The sequence below is a fragment of the Opitutia bacterium ISCC 52 genome (genome assembly GCA_014529675.2).
GTDB lineage: Bacteria > Verrucomicrobiota > Verrucomicrobiia > Opitutales > UBA2995 > UBA2995.
Window position 1 is genome coordinate 2,686,603 of record CP076040.1, and the last position, 22,844, is coordinate 2,709,446.

Here is a 22,844-nt window from a genome sequence, read left to right on the forward strand (position 1 = left end):
AATGAAAGGGTGCACAAATTGGTATTGAGCATCAATCCAGTACTTTCTTGACCGTCACACCCCCTATTATCCAGCCAACCGATTTGAGTTGAAGATCAGGCGAACAAGATTTACAACTCCACAAGCGTTTCTTTCTGGAAAGTTGCGTTAAAGAAAAGCCCTATCACTTCCGAGACATTCACAACACGATCTTACATCAGCTGGGTATTGATCAAAACCAGTTGACCTACCCGCACCTGGGAAGAGATGAGCGACTCACCTTTCTCGAAGGTGGATTGATCGAAGATATTATTTAATTCTCTTAGGAAAATGTTACGGTCGAACCGTCCTATCTTTACAAGCACTGAAGCTTCTTTAAATAGGAGGTCTAAGAATACCTCTGCCAATCAGGTTGAGCATCTACCCATACAATGAACCGTAGTTTCCCATTAGTCCTCCTTGGCCTTATACCCTACCTACTCTATTCGAAGACAGAATCTATTGATTACAGCCGCGATATTCTTCCCATTTTGTCGCAAAACTGTTTCGAATGTCACGGCCCAGACGAGGGGACCAGAGAAGCCGACCTCCGCCTCGATACGCCGGATGGTGCTTATGCAGATATATTTGGAGCCGTTGCGGTTAAACCAGGCTACCCTGAGGACAGTGAACTGATATATCGAATCGAGGTGAAGGATAAGGATGACATGATGCCACCACCCGATTCCAAAAAAACTCTCTCCACTGAAGAAAAAGAGCTGCTTCACACCTGGATAAAGGAAGGTGGTCAATACGACTCTCACTGGGCCTTTCAAATTCCCAAGAAAGCAGATATCCCAAATGGAGCAAAACACCCGGTAGATTTCTGGGTTCGTGCGCGACTTAGCGAGGAAAGTCTCGATCCCTCAAACCCTGCAAATCCAAACACTTTAATCCGGCGAATCTCTCTCGACCTGACTGGACTTCCACCGAGCCCTCAAGAAATAGAGGCCTACCTCAGAGCCTATAAGAAGAACTCAAAAAGAGCCACCGAAGCTTTGATAGATGACTTGATGGCGCGCCCCACTTTTGGTGAAAAATGGGCCAGGCACTGGTTAGACATAGCACGATATTCAGATACCAACGGATTCGAAAAAGATAAACCCCGCGACCAATGGGCTTACCGGGATTGGGTAATCAATGCCATCAACGATGATTTGCCCTATGACCAATTCCTGATTGAGCAACTTGCGGGTGATCTAATTCCCAATCGTACTCAGGACCAACTCATCGCAAGCGGTTTTATGCGCAATGGCATGGTTAATGAGGAAGGAGCTATCGTCCCAGAGCAATTTAGACTGGAAGGTATCTTTGATCGAATGGATACTTTTGGGAAAGCCACCATTGGATTGACACTTCAATGTGCACAATGCCACACCCATAAATTTGATCCTATCACCCATGACGAATACTTTCAATTGTTTGCTTTTTTTAACGAAACTCACGAGGCCAAATCCTGGATTTATAGCGATAAACAATTGTCCAAAATCCAGAATATAAAAAGCGAGATTGTTAATCTTGAAAACCAAATCCGCAAACAAAGGCCACTATGGGCTGAAGAGTTAGCGCAATGGAAGAAAGAGCAGATTCAAACGGATTCTATTTGGGAAGTCTGGGACACTCATGTTCAAGATTGGAAAGGCGGCCTCAACCATCCCGAAGAATTGGATGATCACAGTATACTCACCTTGGGCCATCCAACTGTAACGGGGTATTCCATTATTGAAGGCGAAATCAAATTGCCCACAATTACGGGTATCCGCTTGGAAGCCCTCCTTCACGGAGACCAACCTTTTAATGGACCAGGAAGAAGCTATTGGGGCACGTTTGCCATCAGTGAAATGGAAGTTTACCGCAAATCTCCAGGAGAGGAAGAATGGACAAAGGTAGAGTTGAAAAACGCATCCGCTGATTTTGAAACTAAAAGAGTTCCTTTGAAGAAGTACTTCCGACACAAAGTAAAAGATCCGAATAACGAGCGACTTGTTGGCCCAGTTGAGTTCATGATTGATGGAGACGAAACGACAGCTTGGGCCCCAGACCGTGGTCCGGTATTGCGACATACTGAATCAGTGGCCGTCATTCAATTTGACGGCAGCCTAAGTTTACCGGAGGGAAGTCAGTTAAAAATCCACCTCATTCAAAATCATGGTGGCGATGGAAATGACCGGGAAAATCAACAACTGGGGCGATATCGTTTTTCGTTAAGCACAGCAGCAGCCCCTCAAGCTCCTACTTACGACCATGCAGTAACCCTCGCATTGCAAAAAATTCAATCTGGCTTGTCGGACACTGAGGAGAAAACACTATTTCGAGCATGGCGACAAAGTGTAGACGAACTGGAATTGGAAAATAAGGAAATCGCCGAGCTTGAGGCCAACTATCCAGAGGCAAGAACGAGTGTGCTTCATTCCAAGGATACAACTGAAGAATTAGCCAGAGTAACCCGCCTATTAGATCGTGGCACATGGGACAGCCCTAAACACGAAATCAAAAGAAACACTCCAGCTGTCCTTAACCCGATGCTGGAGAAAGATCCTACACGCCTCGACCTGGCAAATTGGGTAACAAGCGACGAAGCTCCACTCACAGCTAGAGTTCAAGTAAACCGAGTATGGCAGGCATTTTTTGGTACCGGGCTAGTAACCACATCTGAAGATTTTGGAACCCGAGCGCCAAAACCAGAATACCTAGAAATTCTCGACTGGCTAGCGGTTGATTTCATGGAAAACAACTGGAGCCTGAAAACGCTCATAAAAACAATTCTCGTTAGTGAAACCTACCAACAAAGCTCACAATTATCCGAGGAGTTGAATAAACGTGATCCGCGTAATGTGCTGCTGGCGCGTGGCCCCCGATTTAGAGCAGAGGCGGAGGTGGTTCGCGATATAGCATTAGCAGCCTCCGGCTTACTCACCCATAAGTTGGGAGGACCAAGCATTTATCCTCCTGTGCCTCAATCGGTCTTGGACTATAATTACGTAAAGCCCGATTACTGGGATCCAGCAACCGATGATAACCGCTATCGTCGTTCATTGTATCTATTTCGAAAACGATCTATGCCCGATCCGGTGTTGTCATCATTTGATGCCCCGAATGCTGATGTTTCATGCGCACGTCGCGTTCGGTCAAATACCCCTCTTTCCGCACTGACCTCACTCAATGAAACTATTTTCGTAGAAGCATCCCAGGGCCTTGCACTCAGAATATTGAGAGAAGGCGGCACCAATGATTCAGATCGCGTCAACTACGGTTATCTTCTGACGACCGGCAGACCAGCATCACGTTACGAAACCAAGGAAATTCTAAACCTAATTAATTCACAAAAAGATCGCCTTGCAGAAGGATGGTTGGACATTCGTAAAATCGCTTTTCGGACCCCCGACACCCCTCAGGAATTACCGAAAGGAATCAGCCCACTCGATGTCGCCTCATGGACCATCGCCTCACGCGTGCTATTGAATCTCGATGAAACGCTGACTAAAAACTAAGCGTCATGGAAAAAGAAATACAAAAGGAATTCGCAACTTTTCAAACACGCCGTTGGTTTCTTAAGAACTGCGGAGTCGGCATGGCTGGTCTGGCGCTTAATTCAATGTTAGCGCGTGACGGAACCGGAGCATATTCGCCAAATCCGCTAGCCCCAAAAGCATCTCATTTTACGCCTACGGCGAAAAGGGTAATCTATATTTTCCAGGCAGGTGGACCGAGCCACATTGACCTTTTTGATCCTAAGCCCGAATTAGTAAAACGTAACGGGCAACTGCCACCTGCAGAGTTGCTAAAAGATTATCGTGCCGCTTTTATTAAGCCAAACTCCGCCCTATACGGCTCCGAGTTTAAATTTAGCCACCAAGGCCAAAGTGGATTTGAAATTAGCGAATTATTACCCCACATAGGAAAACATGTAGACGACATATGCTTTATTCGCTCGATGCATACTGATGCAGTAAACCATGCTCCTGCTCAAATATTTATGAGCACAGGCCATCAACAGTTTGGCCGACCGAGCCTTGGGGCTTGGAGCCTCTACGGACTGGGAAGCGAAACAGAAGAACTTCCCGGATACGTCGTTTTAACCAGTGCCAAAGGAACCAGCGGCGGGGCAAGTAACTATGGATGCGGATTCCTGCCGACCATCTATAACGGTGTTCCTTTTCGTGGAACTGGAGATCCCATACTTTACTTGTCTAACCCTATAGGCTACGACCGACAGGCCCAGCGCGCTTCTCTCGACACCCTAAAGAGGCTCAATCAACAAACATTGGATACCACAGCGGATCCAGAAACAGCAGCGCGAATTCAAGCCTACGAAACAGCCTATCGTTTGCAGACGAGTGCACCCGAGCTTATGGACCTGAGGCAAGAGTCTCAGACGACACTTGATTCGTATATGATCAAAGATGTCAAAGAGTCGAATTTTGCGCGCAATTGCCTACTCGCCCGACGACTTCTAGAACGAGACGTTCGTTTTGTTCAGCTCTTTCACGAAGCCTGGGATCAGCACGGCAACCTGGTGGATGGACATACCAAAAACTGTAAAGATACCGACCAACCTGTGGCAGCGCTTCTACAGGACCTCAAGGACCGCGATATGTTGAAGGACACACTGGTCGTATGGGGTGGTGAATTCGGACGGACTCCGATGACCCAAAGCCAGGGAGACAAAGATGGCCGAGACCACCATAATAAGGCATTCACCATGTGGCTGGCAGGTGGAGGAGTAAAGGGTGGCCATGTTCATGGAGCTACGGATGAGTTCGGATTTAATATAACTGAAAAACCGGTACATGTTCATGACCTTAACGCTACCCTTCTCCATATACTCGGCTTCGATCACGAACGATTGACCTACCGCTTTCAAGGAAGAGACTTCCGACTTACCGATGTTGATGGGCACGTGGTTCATGATATCTTAGCTTAAACTTTATGAGATCTACCCTACTACTATTTATCGCTCTCCTCGGAGCTCCATTGACAACGCAAGCAGCCGACCCGGATGTATTTGATCTTTGGCCAGGCGAAGCCCCCGGAGAAATAAAAGACCTACCTCCAGAAGGCGATACAACTGGAGAAGACGGTAGAAAGGTTGCCGGAAAAAGTGTCATTCGTTTAGGCAATGTTTCCACGCCTCAAATCGCTGTCTATAAACCTGCAGCAGGAAAAAATAGTGAAACAGCTGTCATCGTTGCGCCAGGAGGTGGCTACAACATTCTCGCTTACGATTTAGAAGGGACCGAAGTTGTCCAATGGCTCAACTCAGTAGGGGTAACAGCAATTCTTCTAAAATACCGCGTTCCCAGACGGCACCCTGAACAACACATGAAGTGGAAGGCTGGCGTACAAGATGCTCAACGAGCTGTAAGCGTAGTCCGCAGTCGCGCCAAAGATTTGGGCATTGATCCAAATAAAATTGGTCTCATGGGATTCTCCGCAGGTGCCCATGCATCTGGAATGGCAACACTACTAAATACCCGTCAATACCCCTGGGTTGACGGACATGACCAGTTTTCCTACAAACCCAATTTCACGGGACTCATCTATCTTGGTTATAACCTACACGACGAACCCGGCGTAGAGTTCTCCCCAGATTTACCACCTTTCTTCATGGCCGTATCACAGGACGACAGTGATCGGGGCATTTTGTGCGCCCAATTATTTGTCGAACTTAAGAAGGTCGATGTACCCTCTGAACTGCACATCTATGAAAATGGAGGCCATGGCTATGGGCTGCGTCCAACTGGTAAACCAGTCACCGGTTGGAATCACGATATGGCAGCGTGGATGAAACAGATTGGAATGGTGAAGTAATTATTAATGGGGACGACGCCCTCGGCGAGGTCGCCGTACCTTAAGATTCTCCACTATTCAGAATACACAGGATGTTCGTAGTGCCCACCTGCCATGATATAGGCAAGTAGGTCTAGGACCTCTTCTTCATTGAGAGGTGTAAGTAAACCAGGCGGCATACTGGACACAGCTAACGGAACGATCGACTCTATATCCGAGTTTGAAATGCGTTCGATCTGTGTAGGATTTAGGGCAACTGAAAACTCGACTCAAGAACGCAATCACGCCAAAACAAGCCCTTCTCAATTATGGACCCTTACAAAGTGTTATTTGTCTGCTGGGGCAATATATGCCGCTCACCAGCAGCTCATTGTGTTTTCCAGAAGAAGATTTTCGAGCGAGGCCTCGAAGACCAAATCGCCTGCGATTCAGCTGGTACGATCAATGCCCATGCCGGAAATTCACCCGATTCCCGAATGCAAAAAGCAGGTGCACGCCGCTCAATTCCCTTTTTTGGTCATTCGAGAAAGTATCAAACCAGTGACTTCCATGAATTTGATCTCATTCTTGCTATGGATCACAGCAACCTTGCGGATCTCCAATCCGCCTGGCCATCCGATGATTGCCGAGCAGAACTGAAACTCTTCGGACATTTCGTAAATGCCAAATCGCCACCGGAAGTCCCTGACCCCTATTATGGAGGTAGCCAAGGGTTTGATATCGTACTGGATATGGTCGAGGAGGGTTGCGATCAACTGATCGAGCATATTTTGAACCGCTAGAGACATGTGGAATTCGATTTGCCAGAAATTGTCAGATCAACTCAACAAGCCAATCGCGTATAGGTCTCACCGATCCGTGTCAGGCGGATGCATTCACACTGCCAGTGCTTTAGAAACCAGCGACGGCTATTTCTTTATTAAAGCTAATCAGGCAGACAGGCTTACCATGTTTTCAGCAGAAGCACAGGGACTGGAAGCCATCCGTGCGACTGATACCATCCGCTGCCCTGAAGTCTACTTTCATGACTTGATAGATGATCAAGCCGTTCTCGTCATGGAATATATTCCGATGGAAAGTGCTCAACCCGGAAGTATGCAAGAGCTCGGAGCACAACTTGCGACTATGCACCAAGCTGAAATGGAATATTTTGGCTGGTCAATCGACAACAACATCGGACTCACTTCACAAAAAAACAGTCGCGAAACTGATTGGATAACATTTTTCAGGAAACACCGGCTCGAGTTCCAAATGAATCTGTGCGAGCTGAAAGGACTTTGCATTCCAGGGAAAGAAACGCTCTTGAAACACCTGGGAGAATTCTTCGAGGACTATGCCCCACACCCCTCCCTCCTTCATGGGGACCTCTGGGGAGGAAATGTCGGTTTTGACGAGGATGGGCATCCAATACTTTTTGACCCGGGCTGCTATTTTGGAGACCGCGAAGCAGACCTGGCATTCACAGAGATGTTTGGAGGCTTTAGTGGGGAATTCTATAAAGCCTACGAGGAGTCATACCCCATCCACGAAGGGTACTCCCATCGGAAACGACTCTACAACATCTACCACGAGTTGAACCACTTCTACCTCTTTGGTGGTGGGTATGGGAACCAAGCCAAGGAAACCGTCAGTTTCCTCCTAAGTCTCTTAGATCATTGAACTTCGAAAAACTCCAGCAAGGCCACTCCTGGAACAGAATCTTCACTGGACACCTGAAAGGTGTATATCCCACTGGTTAAACGGTACAGTTCAGCGGCTTCTTTTTCATCGGGAGGAGGTAGACCAAGGTCAATAATTCGGTCTGCCTGCGAGGAATCCATCCAGTCCTCCAATATCATTTCACCACCGTCAGCTGGAACCATTTTCAAGCCGGGATCTTGAAGCCGTGCCGAAATATCAGTTAAACTAGGGCCAAGAGCGCGCACATAAACTTCTTTCTCAGCGATTCCTGAAATGACCAGTCCACCAATCATAAGTGCCTCACCCGAAGAGACCAAAGCACGAGTGGATAGGTTGGTGATCCGGCAGCTCGAACAATCTGTAGTTATATCATAGATCTCCACCATACCTACTGCTTGTGGTTCATTTTCACCCGCACTCAAAATCACCGTATAACCGCCAGGTGGCAACGTAGCCAATATAGCACTTTCACTACCATCCGTAGGCGGCAAGCCAGCATCCAAAATCTCCGCAGCATTGGATGCAACCATCCAGTCATCATTCACCAACTCAAACGGATTTGATTGCTGTGAGCGAACCAACCTTAGAGTCGGATTTAGAATCGTATTAGATATTCCACTACTCTGAAGACTCGGCCCAAGCCCTCGGATATACAAAGTCATGTCCGGGCCAGGTGGTATAGTAAAGCCTCCGATCATAACATCAGCACCGCTACCCACTAATCCGCGAGTTGATAAATTTATAAAATTCGTAGCAGAAAGCGTCTTCACAGTCGTGACAGCAGAAACGTCCGTATTACCTTCGGCCAAGGTGCTTACCCTGTATTCATATTCGGTATCGGGCAGTAACCGCAGATCAATAAACCTGGTAGTGTTAGGTTCTAGGTCTATGACGAACTCCCAGCTATTTTCACTTAAGATCCGACGATCCACGCGGTACTGAGACTCACCAAAAGAATCATCCTCCCACAAAAGCGAAACTCCCCTACTCGTCGCAGTCGCAGCAACCAGATTGACCGGAGGATTAATTTTTAATTTTATATCAAGTGTGGCAATCGAGCTGGGGTAATCCTTTCCAGCCAGAGAAGTTATTAACTGATACTCTCCTGCTTCGCTCGTGGTCACAGAATTTATCACTAGGATCTCAGTATTCTCTCCGGGAATATCGACTCCGTCTTTCTGCCATTGAAAACTATAGGGGCCTGGATCGGAACTCACAAATTCAGCCATAAAAGTAACCGGATCTACTTCACCCACTGATTGATCATATGGCTCAAGGCGATAATCGAAATACTCAGGCAACAAGGCCTCCATCAAGTGGCCGTTGTCTCCAATCACTACCATTTTCCCCATAGCAGTGATTCCATGCCAAAGGCTTTGGCTTGTATCTGGATATCGATCCACCCAGGTTACACCTCCGTCCTCAGAGGTAGAAAGCTTACCCCCAATACCTGTTGTAAGGAAATAACCATTACGGTAGCCAACCCCATACCAAGCTTCTTTATCCTCTTCACGAACCTGAGTCCAAATTTCACCGTCGATCGAATAGTGAATTCTCCCCTGACGCCCGGCATTCACAAACCGCCCCGCGCCAAACTCAAAATCTCCGGGTTCTCCGCCAAGGCCCACCGTCTCAATTTTCTCCCAGGCCAAGCCATCAGGACTCCGGTAAAAGTCTTCCCCCGCTAAGGCCAGGAAGATTCCGTTTCCAAACTCGATGTCTTCGAATCGATCATGCTGCTCATCGTAGGTCTTCGTCCAGCTACGTGCATCTTCCGACACCCAGACTTCGCCCTGGCTTGAAGATAGCGCACTAATTCCACCGACTCCAACGAACCGCCCATTTCCATATTGGACAGACATAAGACTTATAGAAGTAGGAAGCGTGACTATCTCCCAATCCTTTCCATTGTCCGATACAATGATTTCAGGACCATCACCAGACCCGACAAATAACCCTCTTCCATAGATCACCTGGAACAAACGGTTGATATTGGGGAATTCATAAACTCCCACCTCTTCATAACCAGGAGTCCAATAAACTGCATTATCCAAGCCCACGCTAACAAATACTCCTTTGCCAAAAACAACCTCGCTGTAATTGACTGAGCCTACTTCATCAATGGTGGTCCACATATCGAGTGGCTGATTAAGATCATTATCTTCGATAGTCACATGTAAGCTGCTTGGACCCTCCACATCTGCATCTACGACATTTAATGATAGTAGAAAAGATTCGGGCCCTTCACGAAGTTCATCCTCTAAAATACTTATTTCGATTTCCTTGATCCCCGATTCTCCTTCAGCCCAGAACAGAGAATTCAAGTCTCCATAGTCGCTAGATTGCTCTGCCATAAAATTAGCCGTTTCTATCGCCACGATAGCGCCAGCCGCTGCATCACCTAATCGTTCAACGCCTAGCGTTAGGGTGCCATCCCCTTCCCCAACAGTAACCGAAGCAGCCATGAAACGAAAACGAGGATCCGCCTCGTCAAACTGCGCGACAACTGCCATGTCCACCATATCCGATAACTCTTGATCTGCAGCTCTAATCAGAGCATTCGACCCCACATAGACTCCCATCATGTACCAAGGCTCAGTTGCACGGGCTCGGAATACAGTAGGGCCACCGCTATTACCTGCATAGCTATCTAATGGCTCCCCACCAAAGAAGAGACTATTCGCAAATGAGTAGCCGCCGTCGTAAACCGAAGAGGGAACCCCACTCAAAACAATCGGTTCGGTTTCCGTCGTTTTATGCATCACCCATTTGCGTGAATCTCCCCCCGAGTATTTGGCAGATGGATACCCGATTACTTCGTAGAAATTGCGATTGCCCAACAAGCCAGATTCCAACGCACGCGGATGCATGGCCATGTAGCCATAGGGCGTGGCTTCATCGTCACTAAAGATCAGAAGAAGAGAATCCCTATTAAATGCTTCGAACGGAGATGTGCCATCATTCCGATTCTCATCGTATTCATGTAAGGCATCATCGTAACCGGCCAAGCTCACGACTGAGACTACATTGTCATAGCTTTCATCCGAGGAGGCACTTGCTTGAGGAACCCACTCTTGATACGCCAACCAGGGCGAAGCGCCATCTGGTAATGACTCATCATCCATCCCCCAGGCTTCTGTCCAATACACATGCGCAGCAGTGAGCACCACTCCGGGACCCACAGCGGTTCCACTACCCGATTGCTTCGCTCCATTTTCAGAGCTTGAGGCAAACAAGCGGCCTACATATGCATAGGGAGCTTCACTCACATCCGAGGATTCGATGGGTTCTGACTCAGCAACCACTTCCACCGCCATAAACAAACAGCAGAGCCAGGTTAATCTAATAAGAAGAATCCTCATAGTTTTAGCTTCCACGCTTTGGCCAGACGATCCATGGCCTGATAAATATCGTTTTGGTATTCTGGGTACCGATTTTCATTTGCCCATATAGACAATTGCCCAACAGCTGCTATGCTGGCTTCACGCATTTCAGAGCGTGTAGGAATCTTAGACTCATGAATCAAATTATAGGAAAAAGTAGAATTAAAGTTGGGAAACAGCTGAAAAAACGTCCGTTTCTCTTCATTCGAGAATGAGCTATTCCCCAAATATGATTCAACCAAGGTTACTTCCTGCGTATCGGACGGATCAATACGCGCCATCAAAGAGGCCCGAAAGCCTTTGGCTTCATTTAAGAACTCTGGATGCGAGTTCACAAACTCTACTCCTGCGAGAGTTTGATTTTGAAATAAACGGTCTAGAGAAACAGTGGCCGCATGAGCCACGGCACGATCATCTTTAGAATCAAGTAACTCTCCCAAGCGCTGAATAGTAATTTCCCGTCCGTCATCTACCGTAGCATCGAAGGCATGAAGGAACGAAAAAGTCGGATCATCTAGCCACGCTTCTTTATGCAGTAATTCCTGCACTTTACCCTGCAAAAATTCGAGATCCTCAGTGGAGCGAGCATTTCGGGAAACCATCCGCAAGGAGAGAGCCCATTCATCCGCATTTTCCGATTCAGTCAGAATAGATTTCCCCATTTTCAGAGCTGCCACCGGATCCAATTTCTCCAACTGATCGAGCAAGGCAGTTCTATAAGAAGGACAGGCATTCAGAAAACCGTTTGGACCAGGAGCAAATCGTCCAAAAGCCAAGGCATCCTCTTTGGTATTGAGAACTTGGACGATCGCACGACTGGCATCACCGACAGTGTATTCATTCAAGGAGTCAAACATTTGAGAGATAATCTCCTGCCCCTCAGCAGCTCCATGCGCTTGCTTTAGCAGTTCAAGGGAGCCGTTTAATTCGGTAACAATCTGATCAACCGTGGCGGGAGTATTCGCCTCTTTGACTCTTGAATCAATAGAAGACTGGGACACTTCGCTCTTCTCAAACGTTTCAATCGATTCACCGACTTCACGATGGTTCTCCTCAGACCCGTTCCTCAACCAAAGCCACGCTGCCAGAGCCAGGATAACGGCTGGAAGCAGGGTCAATGTCCTCCTTTTGCTTAGCATGTGAAAGATAGGAAGCTTCAAACTTCGATTAATTCAATTTGCGCTCATTAATTGACGACTTTTTTCCCAATCAGGAAAAGTAGTATCAAGGTGAGCAAAGGAAATAAGATGAAAAATGACCACAACGGAAAGCCTATACCCATGGACAAATAACCGGTCACCGCCGCCATAAGCATGACAGAAACAGCATAGACCACTTGCGTACTCACGTGATCAATATGATCACAGCCGGAGGCAATCGAGGAAAGTACGGTGGTGTCACTGATCGGACTACAATGATCACCGAATATAGCACCGTCGAGAATAGCGGCAGAAGTTAGCCAGAAGTAGAGATTGGTCTCACCGTCATAAGCACCCAAGCTGTAGGCCAGCGGTAAAATCACAGGAATGAGAATCCCCATGGTCCCAAAACTTGTTCCCGTGGCAAAAGCCATTCCGGAGGCAATGCAGAATGTGAGAAGCGGCAGTGTCCAAACCGGCAACCGGTCACCCAATAAGGAGAAAAGGTATTTATCCGTATGGAGGCCCGTGGTACAAATCTCCTTCATTCCCCAGGCCATGATTAAAATGAAGGCCGCCATCCATAAGGTCGGAAATGCTTGGAGGTAGGCTTTAAACGCTTTGCGCGGCTTGAGCACTTTACTCAAGGAAGCCAACAGAATGGCCCAAAACCCTCCGGTGAGGGCAGCAATTGCCAAGATCTTCATGGACCCCGATTCGCCATAGGCAGGATTAGTAGCGTAACCAAACGCCTCCCGCCAATCCTCCATCGATCCAAAGGAAAACGATACGCCCTCCCCCAGCATTCGGTAGCGGCCAATGAGCAATATGCCGGAGAAAATGGCCAATATCACCCAAATGATGGGCAGCGCTGCATTCCGGGCCAAGCGCCGCTGTCCTGATTCAGGCTCCAAGATTTCATTTTTTTCTGAAATTATCAGTTTTGCCCCATCTCGCAGCACCTTCCCGGTCTCGGCGGCTCGTTTTTCAGCCTCATACATAGGACCGTAATCGCGATCGCTGACGGAGGAGATAAACAGAAATATCAGCGTTCCCCAGCAATAGAAGCGATACGGGACACTCTTCACAAATATGGCATAGCCTCCTTCTTCCAGTCCTATGGTCTGGGACATTTGGGAGAACAGGTAGACCTCAAAAGCAATCCAGGTGGACAATATCGCCAATCCTGCAATCGGGGCCGTCGTAGAATCCACCAGGTAAGCCAACTTCTCCCGCGAAATCTTCCACTTGTCTGTCAGCGCCCGCATGGTCGACCCCACCACCACGGTATTGGAATAGTCGTCAAAGAAGATGATCATTCCGGCAAAAAAGGCGGCCAATTTGGTACTCCGCCGACCGCGAGCGAGGACGATGAGCTTTTCGGCCAGTCCGTGAATCCCACCACTCCGGTAGGTCACGTGAATCATGCCTACCAGCGCGAACAGAAACACAAATATGAAAATGTTAAATGCGTTCCTTAGGTTCTCGATGAGGAAGGTATCCACTCCCTTGGGGATGGCGACAAATGGATTGAAGCCATAACTGAGAAAGGTCCCGGCAAAAAAGGCCGCTAGCAGGGCAATGACCAGGTTTCTAAAAAACAAGGCACAAGCGACCGCCATGATCGGAGGGAGAACACTGTACCACTGTCCATTTAATTCCTGCCCTTCAAAGGGCCGTTGGGGTAAAGAATAGAAAAAGAGGCAGGCCAGGCCCAAGGTAACGATAAATCCAATCTGACGCTTGGGTTGTCTAAGTAGCTTTAACGTTTCTTCCATAGATGAGCAGGACGGGACGAAGGATTCAACAAGAGAAAAGGCAGGTCCACTGAATATTTCAAGCTCTTCACGAAATAAGATCCGAGGTCATCCATCTTATTACTATAGGTTACTTAAGCCGAGCTGTAAGGGGGTACCCGTGAGGAGGTTCGCCAAAAGCGTTCCGGGCACCCCCTATTTATAAATAAACTCACTTGCGACCCGGAACGACCGGGCTTTTTATAGCACTGTATCCTCCGTAAGAATACGTAAGTTCCAGAAAAGTCTATGAAAACGGTTCACCTCATTCGCCACGCCAAATCCAGTTGGAACCACCCAGGATTATCCGATGTTGAACGACCTTTGAACAATCGAGGTCGCGAAGTCTGCGCGGTCATGGCAGCTCAAATCCTTGATGCAGGGTGCGACTTTGAAACCATCCACTGCAGCATTGCTATCCGGGCTCAAAATACCATCGAGGGTCTCGCAGCCGCCTTGCCGGATCGAAGCATCACCTGGTCAACCGAACGCAAGCTCTACACCTTTAGCAGTCAAGACCTTTTTGACTACTGTCTGGACTTGGATAATGGAATAACATCGATCGTCCTGGTGGGCCACAATCCCGCGATGACCGGGTTCGCCAACGGCATGGGTGATCAATCGATCGACAACTTGCCCACCTGCGGATACGTGCAAATTGAGCTGCCCACCGAGTCTTGGAAGGAGATCACTCCTGAGACTGGAACGACTAAGGCCATTTTGACGCCCAAAATGTTTCGTTAGGCCACCGCATCCATTGCAAACTGGGTGTAAATAATCAAAAATCTTTTGCATCCCGAGGTTTAGAAGTGCGGTTTCAAACGCTGTTCATCTAGACTCTTACTATCATGGCTTCAATGAACGCCTCCTCCTTCACAGGATACCTGGTGTCTAGAGCGGTATATTTTCAGAAACTGGTTCTGTGAAAGTAATGGAAGCTAAGATGGGCCTATGATCAGAGGCGACCTTTTCATCGATCACATCATGTTCGATGGACGATTCTGGAAAACCGCGAAGGACGATAAAATCAATCTCTACCCTAGGATCGTCCGAAGGAAAGGTCTTTTCATCTCCTTTACCCAGGATGGTCCATGGAGCCATTTGAAGGGGCTGCATGGATTGGTCTGACCTTTCACCATTGAAGTCACCTGCAAGAATAATCGGATGCTGTCGATCTTGGATCGCTGTGAGTAGCGCGTCAATTTGTTTGACCCGAATTGCTTCATTCGTCCAGTCGTTATGAATGCCGACGAACGAGAGGGGGGATCGCATACCATCGACCTGCACCTCAACTTCCAAAGCGCAACGTGGTTCAGCTCCATCAGGCAGAGGGTGGCGATAGGACTCCTTGATTGGAAAACGTGATAGTACCGCCATTCCATACTCACCTCCCTGATAGTCCATGAATTTGCCGAAGCTGTGCTCCATGTTCAGCATTTCGCCAAGTTCTTTGGCAATGTCTCTCGACCCACTCCTCTCACAAAACTTATCCACTTCCTGCAGGGCTAACAAATCTGGGTCCAGCTTCCGTATAACGTCAGCGATCCTGTTCAAATCAACCACACCATCCATCCCACGACCATGTTTGATGTTGTAGGAAACTACCCGAAGGGTGTGTTGTTCTTTTTGCCAGTAGTCCATGCTCGTTCTACAACCCCCAACAAGGATCATCACGAAGAGACTGAGAAGGCAGAGCCACACCTGCTTTGATCTTTCTAGGGTAAAGCGGCCAGATTGATTCTCAGCTTTAATTTTCATTTCTATTCTAGAACGCCGACCTGTCCAATAGAGAGGTGGCAGAAACTACTTCGAATTCAGCTAGGTATTGGTCATTAGATTTCTAGTTTGGATCCTTCGACCACCAAATAGCACCTTCAGCGAGAGGGCGAACAATCTGGGCGGCGATGCGCATGGGGCCGCGTGGAAGATCGATGGATGGCTTTTCCCAGGCGTCGGCCCGTTGCTTCATTTCGTCGGCTGGAATATGGACAAACAAACTTTCAGCATCACCATTAAGTGTGATGCGATCTCCTTCTTCGATCAAGGCGATGGGTCCCCCGCTCCAGGCTTCGGGCTCCACGTGTACGACCAAGGTCCCGCGTGACACTCCGGAAAGGCGTCCGTCCGTAACCACAGCGATTTCGGAATCGGTCCCCATGCCGCTCAATGCAGCGGTCAGGCGAAGCAGTTCAGGACATCCCACAGATACTCCCTGATAACGAAGTACGATGACATCTCCGGGAACGATGGTTCCACTGAGGACTGCCTCGACGGCTTTGCCTTCATGATCAAACACCCGAGCCGTTCCATCGAACTGGCGAACGTTGGCATTGAGTTTAAAAACTGAACCCAGAGTTGCGATACTGGACTTGTCTTCCGTTGAGTTATCACCGGTCACCACACAGAGGGAAGACTTGGTTTTCAAAGGTGCTTCAAGTGAACGAATCACATCGGTTTGAGGATTCAAAAATTCCGGCAATGGCGTCTCGCTGAGTTCGGACGCCAGACTTGAACCTGTGATCGTTTGCGCTTCGCCGTCTAATAATCCTTGCTCGACCATGTACTTGGCCAGCGGGGCTATGCCGTCGGCCCTCTCGAATAAGTCAACCATCACATATCGGCCCGCTGGCAACAAGTTGAGGAGCACTGGGGTATCGGACGTCTCACGGATATTTTCTAATCCAAACGGAATCCCAAACCCTTCGGCAATCGCTGGGAGATGAATAACCGCATTGGTGCTGCCCCCGACGGCGTGCAACATAACCGCTGCATTGCGAAAGGAACGTTCATCGACACAATCACCGACGGTTCGCCCCTCTTCCATCATCTTTACCAGGCAGTCGCCTGCTTCGCGAGCCTCCTCCAGTTTCTTTGGAAATACGGACACATGATCCGTATCCATGGCAGGGGTACTGGCACTATTAAAAATAGAAATCCCCAATGCGGAACCAATGCAGGCCATGGTATTGGAAGTAGCCATAATGCCACAACCGCCCGGTGATGGAAGCGAGCGAATAAGAATGTCGTCGTGTTCGGCCTGATCCACTTTGCCTGCAGCGAGCATACCGGCCACCTCATTGGCCGTTTCGATTTCAATACTGCGACCACTCAAGGAACAACCCGCACGAATGGTTCCACCATGAACCACCACAACCGGTAAGTCTTTTAACCAGGAAGCCGCTAGTAATCCTCCCGCCACCGTTTTGTCGCAGCCGGTGATAATGATCACGGCGTCCGCACAATTAATCTCCACCTGCTGCACGATGGAGGAAGCAAACATCTCCCGCGAGAATAGCGAATACCCCATGGCTCCAAGCCGAGGCTCGTCCTCGTAAGCATGACCCATAGAGATGGCATCCGTCACAGCAGCCACGGGCTCAACAGCAGCCATCTTATGGTGGATCTTCCATAAATGACCCGCAGCCTCCTCAGCCAGTTTCCGATGATGCAGATTACACAGATTCGTTTCACCGCCCCCATACATAATCAGGATAGTGGGGCCCGTGTAGTCGGACGCGTATTCAGAGCCAGGTCCGTCACGGAAGTCAGCCTTGACCGCCTGCCGCATCCAGCCATGCCACATAGCTGCCGGACAGCCACCGATATCACGTAAGAAGTCGCTACGTTGTTTCTTTTTCATGTTGGGGAATAATTGGGATACTTGATCAGTTGAAAGCGGCAGAGCGAGGACGCTCTTGACCTATCTGTCATACAGAAATGTTAGAGCATCTCGCCGAGGGCGCCGAGAAAAAAGATTTTGATATAAAGACAGTTAGACGGAAAAGAAATTAAGCCACGCTATTTTTGCCCTCTTTTGTTTGCCAATTATATAAGTGATTTGAACAAACTGAAAACGGCAGAGCGAGACCAACCGTCGCCTTCCGGCTATGGCAAGGCACGCGCTCTTGCCCTACCTGGCATACAGAAATGGCAGGGCGACCTTGCAAGACCGCCGAGCGCGCTGGATTCGGCAGCAAGCTACCTCCTGCAGAAAAGTCAGAGACCCGATGGTTTCGACGAGGCCCTCCAGCTTCTTCACGGATTCAAGATGTCAGATTTGAAGACCGAGAGACGAAGGAGCGCACTGCTGTGCGTGACTGAGAAGGGAGGGATACTAAAATGGCATATTGGACCGAAGAGGGGCTCAATACACACGTCTGCGTAATTCGCATCTTCGACGATATCCAATAATATTCTAATCCAATTCCACATTGAGCACCTCTGGTGAAGGAGCTGGAGGGAGTTAGTCGATACGACCCTCATCGTACTCAATCATATCCGCAAACGACCGAATATCCATTCGGTCGGACACCCCCATATGATCGCGAGATTTCTGCAAGGCAATCTGACCTTCCTCACTCATCCCCATCTGGACGACTTTACGATTCCAGATGTGTCGCTGGGTGTCTTCAGGAAGTATGCCCTTCAGGCGCTCAGTCACTTCATCATCGTCCGCGGCGGTCTTAACCAATTCGATAACCGCTTTAGGTTCGATTCCTAAGTGCAAACAGAGAAAACCGTCAAAGCCCCGCGTGAAGTTGCGTTGGTATCCTTTTGGCAGTTCGTCTTTCAAGTGCAGCCGAATCTTTGCGATGAAGCGCGGCAGGTGAAGCAACCCAAACGCAGGATGTGGATAATAAGGTGAAGGTAGGTCAGCGGTATCGTTAGGATCTCTCATTGGGATAAACCAAGCAGGTAGAAACTTTTTAATCTAAGGTTTTAACAGAGTTGCGATGTTGTATTTGACGACTGTTCCGATTCCTGGAGCAACGACAAGACCGGCTCGAAGAGAACCGGAACAGTGCGAAAGAGCGCACATAAGTGCGTGACTGAATAAAGAGGGAGGATAAAACGACACGTCAGCCTGAGGATGGACTCGGTTCGTATAGTAAGGAGGCTCGAAATCAAATAGCGGCATATTCTTCACTAACATTTCTAATTTCTACCGAGTCCGTCTGCTAAAATTCTTAGATTATGAGCGAAATAAGATGTTTTCTTTAGCAGCCAGCTTAGTGCAAGCCACAAATCCAATTCCAGCCAAGGCGATCAGCGAAACATAAACGACAGCCACGGGACCCCATTCCACATTTCCTGAGAAAATGGCCTTACTCGCCAGCGAGATGTTGAGAATTGGAACTGCGGCGGTGACATAAGTGAGCTTCACCCAAGGCATCATTCCGAAAATGAGGGGAATAAAGATCAAGGCCATTATAGGAGAAATGATGCTCTGCGCTTCTTTGAAACTTTTGGCAAAGAAGGAAAGCGTCATCAAAAAGGAGGCGAAGAAAATGGTGAGTGGAAACAGGAGCGAGAAAAACAAAAGTATATTCAAGGGCTGCAACATAGGCCCGATCTGCGAAGCAAATTCACCGATACGCGATCCCATGGACATCATAGCCAGCCCCATACTGGTCATAGACAAACTGGCGGCGAACAAGCCTGAGCAAACAATGAGCGCCAGCTTTCCCAAGATGATCTGAATCAACGGAGCGGACGAAGTAAGCAGCGTCTCCAAGGTTCCGCGTTCTTTCTCCCCTGCCCCCAGATCGATAGCCGGATACATGGCACCCGTGAAACAAAGGATGATGAAGAGGTATGGAATAAACCCACCGATCGCTTCACCAATTTGTTCCTGCTGTGTAGCCGTATCCTGAAAGTCCACTTTAACGGGATTAATAAAATCGAGCGTATACCCCAGATCCTTGATCCGTGTCTCTCTAACTGAGGTTTGATAGTCGCGGATCACATCCATGATACGATTGCGCGATATGCCTCCATTGCCTGTGGATCGGTAGTGAAGCGATAACTCCCCTGCTCCGGTTCCCATCAACTCATCAGCAAAAGATGCGCTAAAAACAATCACGGCATCCAAGCCGTTATTATCGACCTGATCCTCGGCATCGCTACCTGACGGCAATTCGCTTATTTCAAATCCCTCTTGGTCGGTCAGCGAATCAACAAGTGGACTTTCTGGTGCCTGCACCAATCCAATCTTTAATACTTTCTCCTGGGCTTTCTTAACCTCCTTGATGGCAAAAAAACCAAGACCTCCGAAGATCACCGGGAAGATGACCATCGGGATGACAATCATCGCGATGATGGCCCGGCGGTCACGCAAAGTGTCCAGTCCTTCTTTTTTGAATACAGCCCAGATAATCTTCATGACGCGTCCTCCAGGATCGAGATGAAGGCATCTTCCAATGAGTGCTGACCGAACTGACTCTTAAAATTCTCAAAGCTGTCGTCGTAACAAAGTTTGCCGTTGTGAATGATTCCAAGATCGTCACTGAGCAAACTCACCTCACCCATGATGTGGGTTGAAAAGATCACCGTCTTCCCCGCTTGTTTGCACTCGCGGATCCATTCGATGATCGTACGGGAGGTAAGCACATCCAGACCGTTGGTTGGCTCATCAAAGATAATAACTTCTGGATCATGCATGAGCGTCCGTGCAATAGACACGCGTTGCTTTTGCCCCATCGACAATTTTCCCACACGACGATCGGCAAACTCTCCGATGGCCAAGCGATCGATCAATTGCTCCATGCGTTCCTGAGTCACGCTGTCTTCGACTTGGTGCAGGGCCGCAAAGTACTTGAGCGTCTCCCGAGGCGTCAGCCGATCGTAAAGACCTGTCGACCCAGTAAGAAATCCCAGTTTGGCCCGGGCCGCCCGAGCGTCCTGGGTTACGTCTACGCCACAGATCTTTACCGTGCCAGTGGTGGGTTGGAGCATACTGGCGACAATCCGCAATGCGGTCGTCTTGCCCGCTCCATTGGGGCCAAGCAGCGTATAGATCCTACCCGGCTGGCAAGTGAAGGACACATTGTCTACTGCAGAGAAAGTGGTCTTCGGTGCAGTGCGGTAGACTTTTTGCTTATTCGTCTCAGCCTTTTTAAAGACTTTGGAAATACCTTCTACTTGGATCATTTGGGATGAAGGGAAAGAGGGTTGAGGTAACAAATCAAAATGCAATGAGGAAATTTACCCATGCTGGATGATAAAAAAGTTAAAGAAGCTTTTTACTGGATTAGAGCTCTGGCGCTTGTTTGGTGTGGTGACTTAGAAATTCCTTGAATAAATGCGAGAGCGCCGTTGGGCTTCTGGAGAGGCTGCTACTCGCATTAGGGCCTAACGGCCCAAATACTTTGTAGCAAACGCTGCCAGCCACCTTTCGCCGCCTCGCCCGGTGGGCCATGCGCTTTTTGTGTCAACCAGCGTTGACTCGTGTTGCAAGGGTCTACTGAGCCATTCAACACAACCCGCCTTGGTTAGGTACAAAAATCGCTATGGCATTTATCTAAGTTATATCTAATTCTCCACACTTAATACCAAACCATGAAGTTTACCCACTTATTCATAGCAAATCTGACTTTCCTTCTCGGCCTCCTTTTTATCAGCGGGTGTGGACCCAGAAAATCGGGAGTCGAACAGGCTGCTGAAGCAGGCATCCTGCTCTTGGGAAATCACGCCGAACCGCAATCCCTCGACCCACAGGTGGCCACTGGAGTGCCGGAAAACCATGTCATTACCTCGATCATGGAAGGCCTGATTGCCTACCACCCTTCCGATGATACTGCGATCGAGCCTGGCTTAGCAGAGCGTTTCGAGACGAACGAGGCCGGCGACGTCTACACTTTCTACCTGCAACCCAATGGTAAATGGTCCAACGGCGACCCCATCACCGCCCAGGATTTCATCTATAGCTACCAGCGTATGCTCGACCCGAATCTGGCCGCGCAGTACGTAACGATGCTGTTCGTGGTGAAAAACGCCAAAGATTATCACGAATCCCTAAGCGTTGAAGATCCCAATCACACACCGATGTCCTGGGATGAAGTGGGATTCAAGGCGATCGATGAGAAGACTCTTGAGATCAGTTTAATAGCACCGATGCCTTATTTCCCTCTGATGCTGAAGCATTACTCCTGGTTTCCCGTTCATCCCCCCACAATCGAAGCGCATGGAGGGAAAACCAGCCGAAATGGACGCTGGTTCCAACTCAATAACCATGTAGGCAATGGTCCTTTCCGCCTGAAAAGCTGGGTCACGAATCAAGTACTAGAGGTAGAAAGAAATCCCGAGTATTGGGACGCCGATACCGTCAAACTGAACGGTATCCGCTTTTTCCCAATCGAAAGCACGGATACAGAAAATCGCCTCTTCGTTTCAGACGGCCTGCACAAAACGCACGACATACAACTCTCTAAGATCCAGGACTACCAAAAAAACCTGCCGGAGAAAGTGAGAACCGATCCCTACCTAGGCTCCTATTTCTACCGAATCAACGTATCGCGCGGGGATGCTCTCTCCGACAAACGAGTGCGGCGAGCCTTACTCCTTTCCATCGACCGTGAAAAGATCACCGAAAACGTTCTGCGAGGAGGCCAGATTCCCGCCTACCACTACGTGCCCATGGGCATCAGCGGCTACACCAGCAAACAGTATTTCCAATACGATCCCGAAGAAGCGAAGCGTCTACTCACAGAGGCCGGGTATCCCAACGGTGAAGGATTCCCCGTGTTCGACATTCTCTACAACACCTTCGAACAACACAAAATCATCGCCGAAACCATTCAGCAGATGTGGAAGACCTCACTCGGAATTGAAGTGGGCATTCACAATCAGGAGTGGAAGGTCTACCTCGATGCCCAATCGAATCTAGACTACGACATCAGCCGAGCAGGCTGGATCGGCGATTACGTAGACCCCTACACCTTCCTCGAAATGTTCACCAAGGGTAATGGGAATAATGATACAGGCTGGTCGAGCGCCCGATACGACGAATTAATCGCAACCGCACCCATGGCGGGAACCGACGAAAAACGCTATGCGATGCTCCGGGAAGCGGAGGACCTCCTTATGGACGAACTACCGATCTTGCCCATCTACATTTATACCCGTCCCTACCTGATTCACCCCACTCTGAAGAACTGGAATCCGAAACTACTGGATAATCGGAATATGAAATATATTTGGCTTGAGCCGAGCGGAGAGTAGATAAAGCTAAACCTTGGTTCAGAAATCACGCCTGACCA

At 48.7% G+C, this 22,844-nt stretch carries 18 protein-coding genes; 9 read left to right on the forward strand and 9 right to left on the reverse strand.

Translation table 11 applies throughout. From position 1 onward, the window contains the following. Positions 1-134: 134 nt before the first annotated feature. The 6 genes from GA003_11430 to GA003_11455 all read left to right on the forward strand — a co-directional run bounded on the left by GA003_11430 (position 135) and on the right by GA003_11455 (position 7,467). Positions 135-296 carry a DUF1501 domain-containing protein gene (locus GA003_11430; GenBank protein QXD30419.1) on the forward strand — a complete coding sequence of 54 codons (162 nt, stop codon included), beginning with the start codon at positions 135-137 and terminating at the stop codon, positions 294-296. 114 nt (positions 297-410) lie between these two features. Continuing rightward, entirely contained in the window at positions 411-3,509 is a 3,099-nt protein-coding gene (locus GA003_11435; protein ID QXD26653.1) for a PSD1 and planctomycete cytochrome C domain-containing protein, read from the forward strand. A gap of 5 nt (positions 3,510-3,514) precedes the next feature. Further along, positions 3,515-4,942, forward strand: a complete 1,428-nt coding sequence (locus GA003_11440; GenBank protein QXD26654.1) for a DUF1501 domain-containing protein — start codon at positions 3,515-3,517, stop codon at positions 4,940-4,942. Positions 4,943-4,947: 5 nt separating this feature from the next. Beyond that, positions 4,948-5,829 (forward strand): alpha/beta hydrolase, encoded by an 882-nt coding sequence (locus tag GA003_11445; GenBank protein ID QXD26655.1) that lies wholly within the window; start codon positions 4,948-4,950, stop codon positions 5,827-5,829. A 287-nt stretch (positions 5,830-6,116) separates the two neighbouring features. Then, entirely contained in the window at positions 6,117-6,590 is a 474-nt protein-coding gene (locus GA003_11450) for a low molecular weight phosphotyrosine protein phosphatase (protein ID QXD26656.1), read from the forward strand. Positions 6,591-6,618: 28 nt separating this feature from the next. Further along, positions 6,619-7,467, forward strand: coding sequence for a fructosamine kinase family protein (locus GA003_11455; protein QXD26657.1), 849 nt, complete (start codon positions 6,619-6,621; stop codon positions 7,465-7,467). On the opposite strand, the gene GA003_11460 is transcribed toward GA003_11455, so the two are convergent. After that, positions 7,461-10,250, reverse strand: a complete 2,790-nt coding sequence (locus GA003_11460) for a hypothetical protein (GenBank protein ID QXD26658.1) — start codon at positions 10,248-10,250, stop codon at positions 7,461-7,463. The two genes, GA003_11455 and GA003_11460, sit on opposite strands and share 7 nt — an antisense overlap. 38 nt (positions 10,251-10,288) lie before the next feature. Between GA003_11460 and GA003_11465 the strand changes: the two genes are divergently transcribed. Continuing rightward, positions 10,289-10,396: an SWIM zinc finger family protein gene (locus GA003_11465; GenBank protein ID QXD26659.1), complete on the forward strand. Its 108-nt coding sequence runs from the start codon at positions 10,289-10,291 to the stop codon at positions 10,394-10,396. A gap of 114 nt (positions 10,397-10,510) precedes the next feature. On the opposite strand, the gene GA003_11470 is transcribed toward GA003_11465, so the two are convergent. The 3 genes from GA003_11470 to GA003_11480 all read right to left on the reverse strand — a co-directional run bounded on the left by GA003_11470 (position 10,511) and on the right by GA003_11480 (position 13,788). Beyond that, positions 10,511-10,702 carry a hypothetical protein gene (locus tag GA003_11470; GenBank protein ID QXD26660.1) on the reverse strand — a complete coding sequence of 64 codons (192 nt, stop codon included), beginning with the start codon at positions 10,700-10,702 and terminating at the stop codon, positions 10,511-10,513. A 144-nt stretch (positions 10,703-10,846) separates the two neighbouring features. Continuing rightward, entirely contained in the window at positions 10,847-12,010 is a 1,164-nt protein-coding gene (locus tag GA003_11475; GenBank protein ID QXD26661.1) for a hypothetical protein, read from the reverse strand. A gap of 47 nt (positions 12,011-12,057) precedes the next feature. After that, positions 12,058-13,788, reverse strand: coding sequence for a hypothetical protein (locus GA003_11480; protein ID QXD26662.1), 1,731 nt, complete (start codon positions 13,786-13,788; stop codon positions 12,058-12,060). 267 nt (positions 13,789-14,055) lie between these two features. Between GA003_11480 and GA003_11485 the strand changes: the two genes are divergently transcribed. Then, positions 14,056-14,550: a histidine phosphatase family protein gene (locus tag GA003_11485; protein QXD26663.1), complete on the forward strand. Its 495-nt coding sequence runs from the start codon at positions 14,056-14,058 to the stop codon at positions 14,548-14,550. 147 nt (positions 14,551-14,697) lie between these two features. Here GA003_11485 and GA003_11490 read toward each other — a convergent pair whose 3' ends face one another. The 5 genes from GA003_11490 to GA003_11510 all read right to left on the reverse strand — a co-directional run bounded on the left by GA003_11490 (position 14,698) and on the right by GA003_11510 (position 20,736). Further along, on the reverse strand, positions 14,698-15,447 hold the full coding sequence (locus GA003_11490; GenBank protein ID QXD26664.1) for an endonuclease/exonuclease/phosphatase family protein: 750 nt from the start codon (positions 15,445-15,447) through the stop codon (positions 14,698-14,700). A 199-nt stretch (positions 15,448-15,646) separates the two neighbouring features. After that, the gene (locus GA003_11495) at positions 15,647-17,446 is read right to left on the reverse strand and encodes a dihydroxy-acid dehydratase (protein ID QXD26665.1); all 1,800 of its coding nucleotides are present in this window, start codon (positions 17,444-17,446) and stop codon (positions 15,647-15,649) included. A gap of 603 nt (positions 17,447-18,049) precedes the next feature. Next, positions 18,050-18,484, reverse strand: a complete 435-nt coding sequence (locus GA003_11500; protein ID QXD26666.1) for a DUF5069 domain-containing protein — start codon at positions 18,482-18,484, stop codon at positions 18,050-18,052. Between the two features lie 294 nt (positions 18,485-18,778). Further along, complete coding sequence (locus GA003_11505; protein QXD26667.1) at positions 18,779-19,969, reverse strand: ABC transporter permease; 1,191 nt, start codon at positions 19,967-19,969, stop codon at positions 18,779-18,781. Continuing rightward, positions 19,966-20,736, reverse strand: a complete 771-nt coding sequence (locus tag GA003_11510) for an ATP-binding cassette domain-containing protein (protein QXD26668.1) — start codon at positions 20,734-20,736, stop codon at positions 19,966-19,968. The genes GA003_11505 and GA003_11510 overlap by 4 nt, the downstream gene beginning before the upstream one ends. A 408-nt stretch (positions 20,737-21,144) precedes the next feature. Between GA003_11510 and GA003_11515 the strand changes: the two genes are divergently transcribed. Continuing rightward, positions 21,145-22,806, forward strand: a complete 1,662-nt coding sequence (locus GA003_11515; GenBank protein ID QXD26669.1) for a peptide ABC transporter substrate-binding protein — start codon at positions 21,145-21,147, stop codon at positions 22,804-22,806. Positions 22,807-22,844 lie beyond the last annotated feature (38 nt).

Excerpts from the sequence above, each read along its gene's own strand:
- GA003_11440 (QXD26654.1), top strand. The coding sequence starts at position 3,515 with ATGGAAAAAGAAATACAAAAGGAATTCGCAACTTTTCAAACACGCCGT.
- GA003_11495 (QXD26665.1), bottom strand. The coding sequence starts at position 17,446 with ATGAAAAAGAAACAACGTAGCGACTTCTTACGTGATATCGGTGGCTGT.
- GA003_11450 (QXD26656.1), top strand. The coding sequence starts at position 6,117 with ATGGACCCTTACAAAGTGTTATTTGTCTGCTGGGGCAATATATGCCGC.
- GA003_11445 (QXD26655.1), top strand. The coding sequence starts at position 4,948 with ATGAGATCTACCCTACTACTATTTATCGCTCTCCTCGGAGCTCCATTG.
- GA003_11510 (QXD26668.1), bottom strand. The coding sequence starts at position 20,736 with ATGATCCAAGTAGAAGGTATTTCCAAAGTCTTTAAAAAGGCTGAGACG.
- GA003_11460 (QXD26658.1), bottom strand. The coding sequence starts at position 10,250 with ATGCATAAAACGACGGAAACCGAACCGATTGTTTTGAGTGGGGTTCCC.
- GA003_11435 (QXD26653.1), top strand. The coding sequence starts at position 411 with ATGAACCGTAGTTTCCCATTAGTCCTCCTTGGCCTTATACCCTACCTA.
- GA003_11505 (QXD26667.1), bottom strand. The coding sequence starts at position 19,969 with ATGAAGATTATCTGGGCTGTATTCAAAAAAGAAGGACTGGACACTTTG.
- GA003_11475 (QXD26661.1), bottom strand. The coding sequence starts at position 12,010 with ATGCTAAGCAAAAGGAGGACATTGACCCTGCTTCCAGCCGTTATCCTG.
- GA003_11485 (QXD26663.1), top strand. The coding sequence starts at position 14,056 with ATGAAAACGGTTCACCTCATTCGCCACGCCAAATCCAGTTGGAACCAC.
- GA003_11490 (QXD26664.1), bottom strand. The coding sequence starts at position 15,447 with ATGGACTACTGGCAAAAAGAACAACACACCCTTCGGGTAGTTTCCTAC.
- GA003_11480 (QXD26662.1), bottom strand. The coding sequence starts at position 13,788 with ATGGAAGAAACGTTAAAGCTACTTAGACAACCCAAGCGTCAGATTGGA.
- GA003_11500 (QXD26666.1), bottom strand. The coding sequence starts at position 18,484 with ATGAGAGATCCTAACGATACCGCTGACCTACCTTCACCTTATTATCCA.
- GA003_11470 (QXD26660.1), bottom strand. The coding sequence starts at position 10,702 with ATGGAGCGAAGCAATCGGGTAGTGGAACCGCTGTGGGTCCCGGAGTGG.
- GA003_11465 (QXD26659.1), top strand. The coding sequence starts at position 10,289 with ATGGATACCCGATTACTTCGTAGAAATTGCGATTGCCCAACAAGCCAG.
- GA003_11515 (QXD26669.1), top strand. The coding sequence starts at position 21,145 with ATGAAGTTTACCCACTTATTCATAGCAAATCTGACTTTCCTTCTCGGC.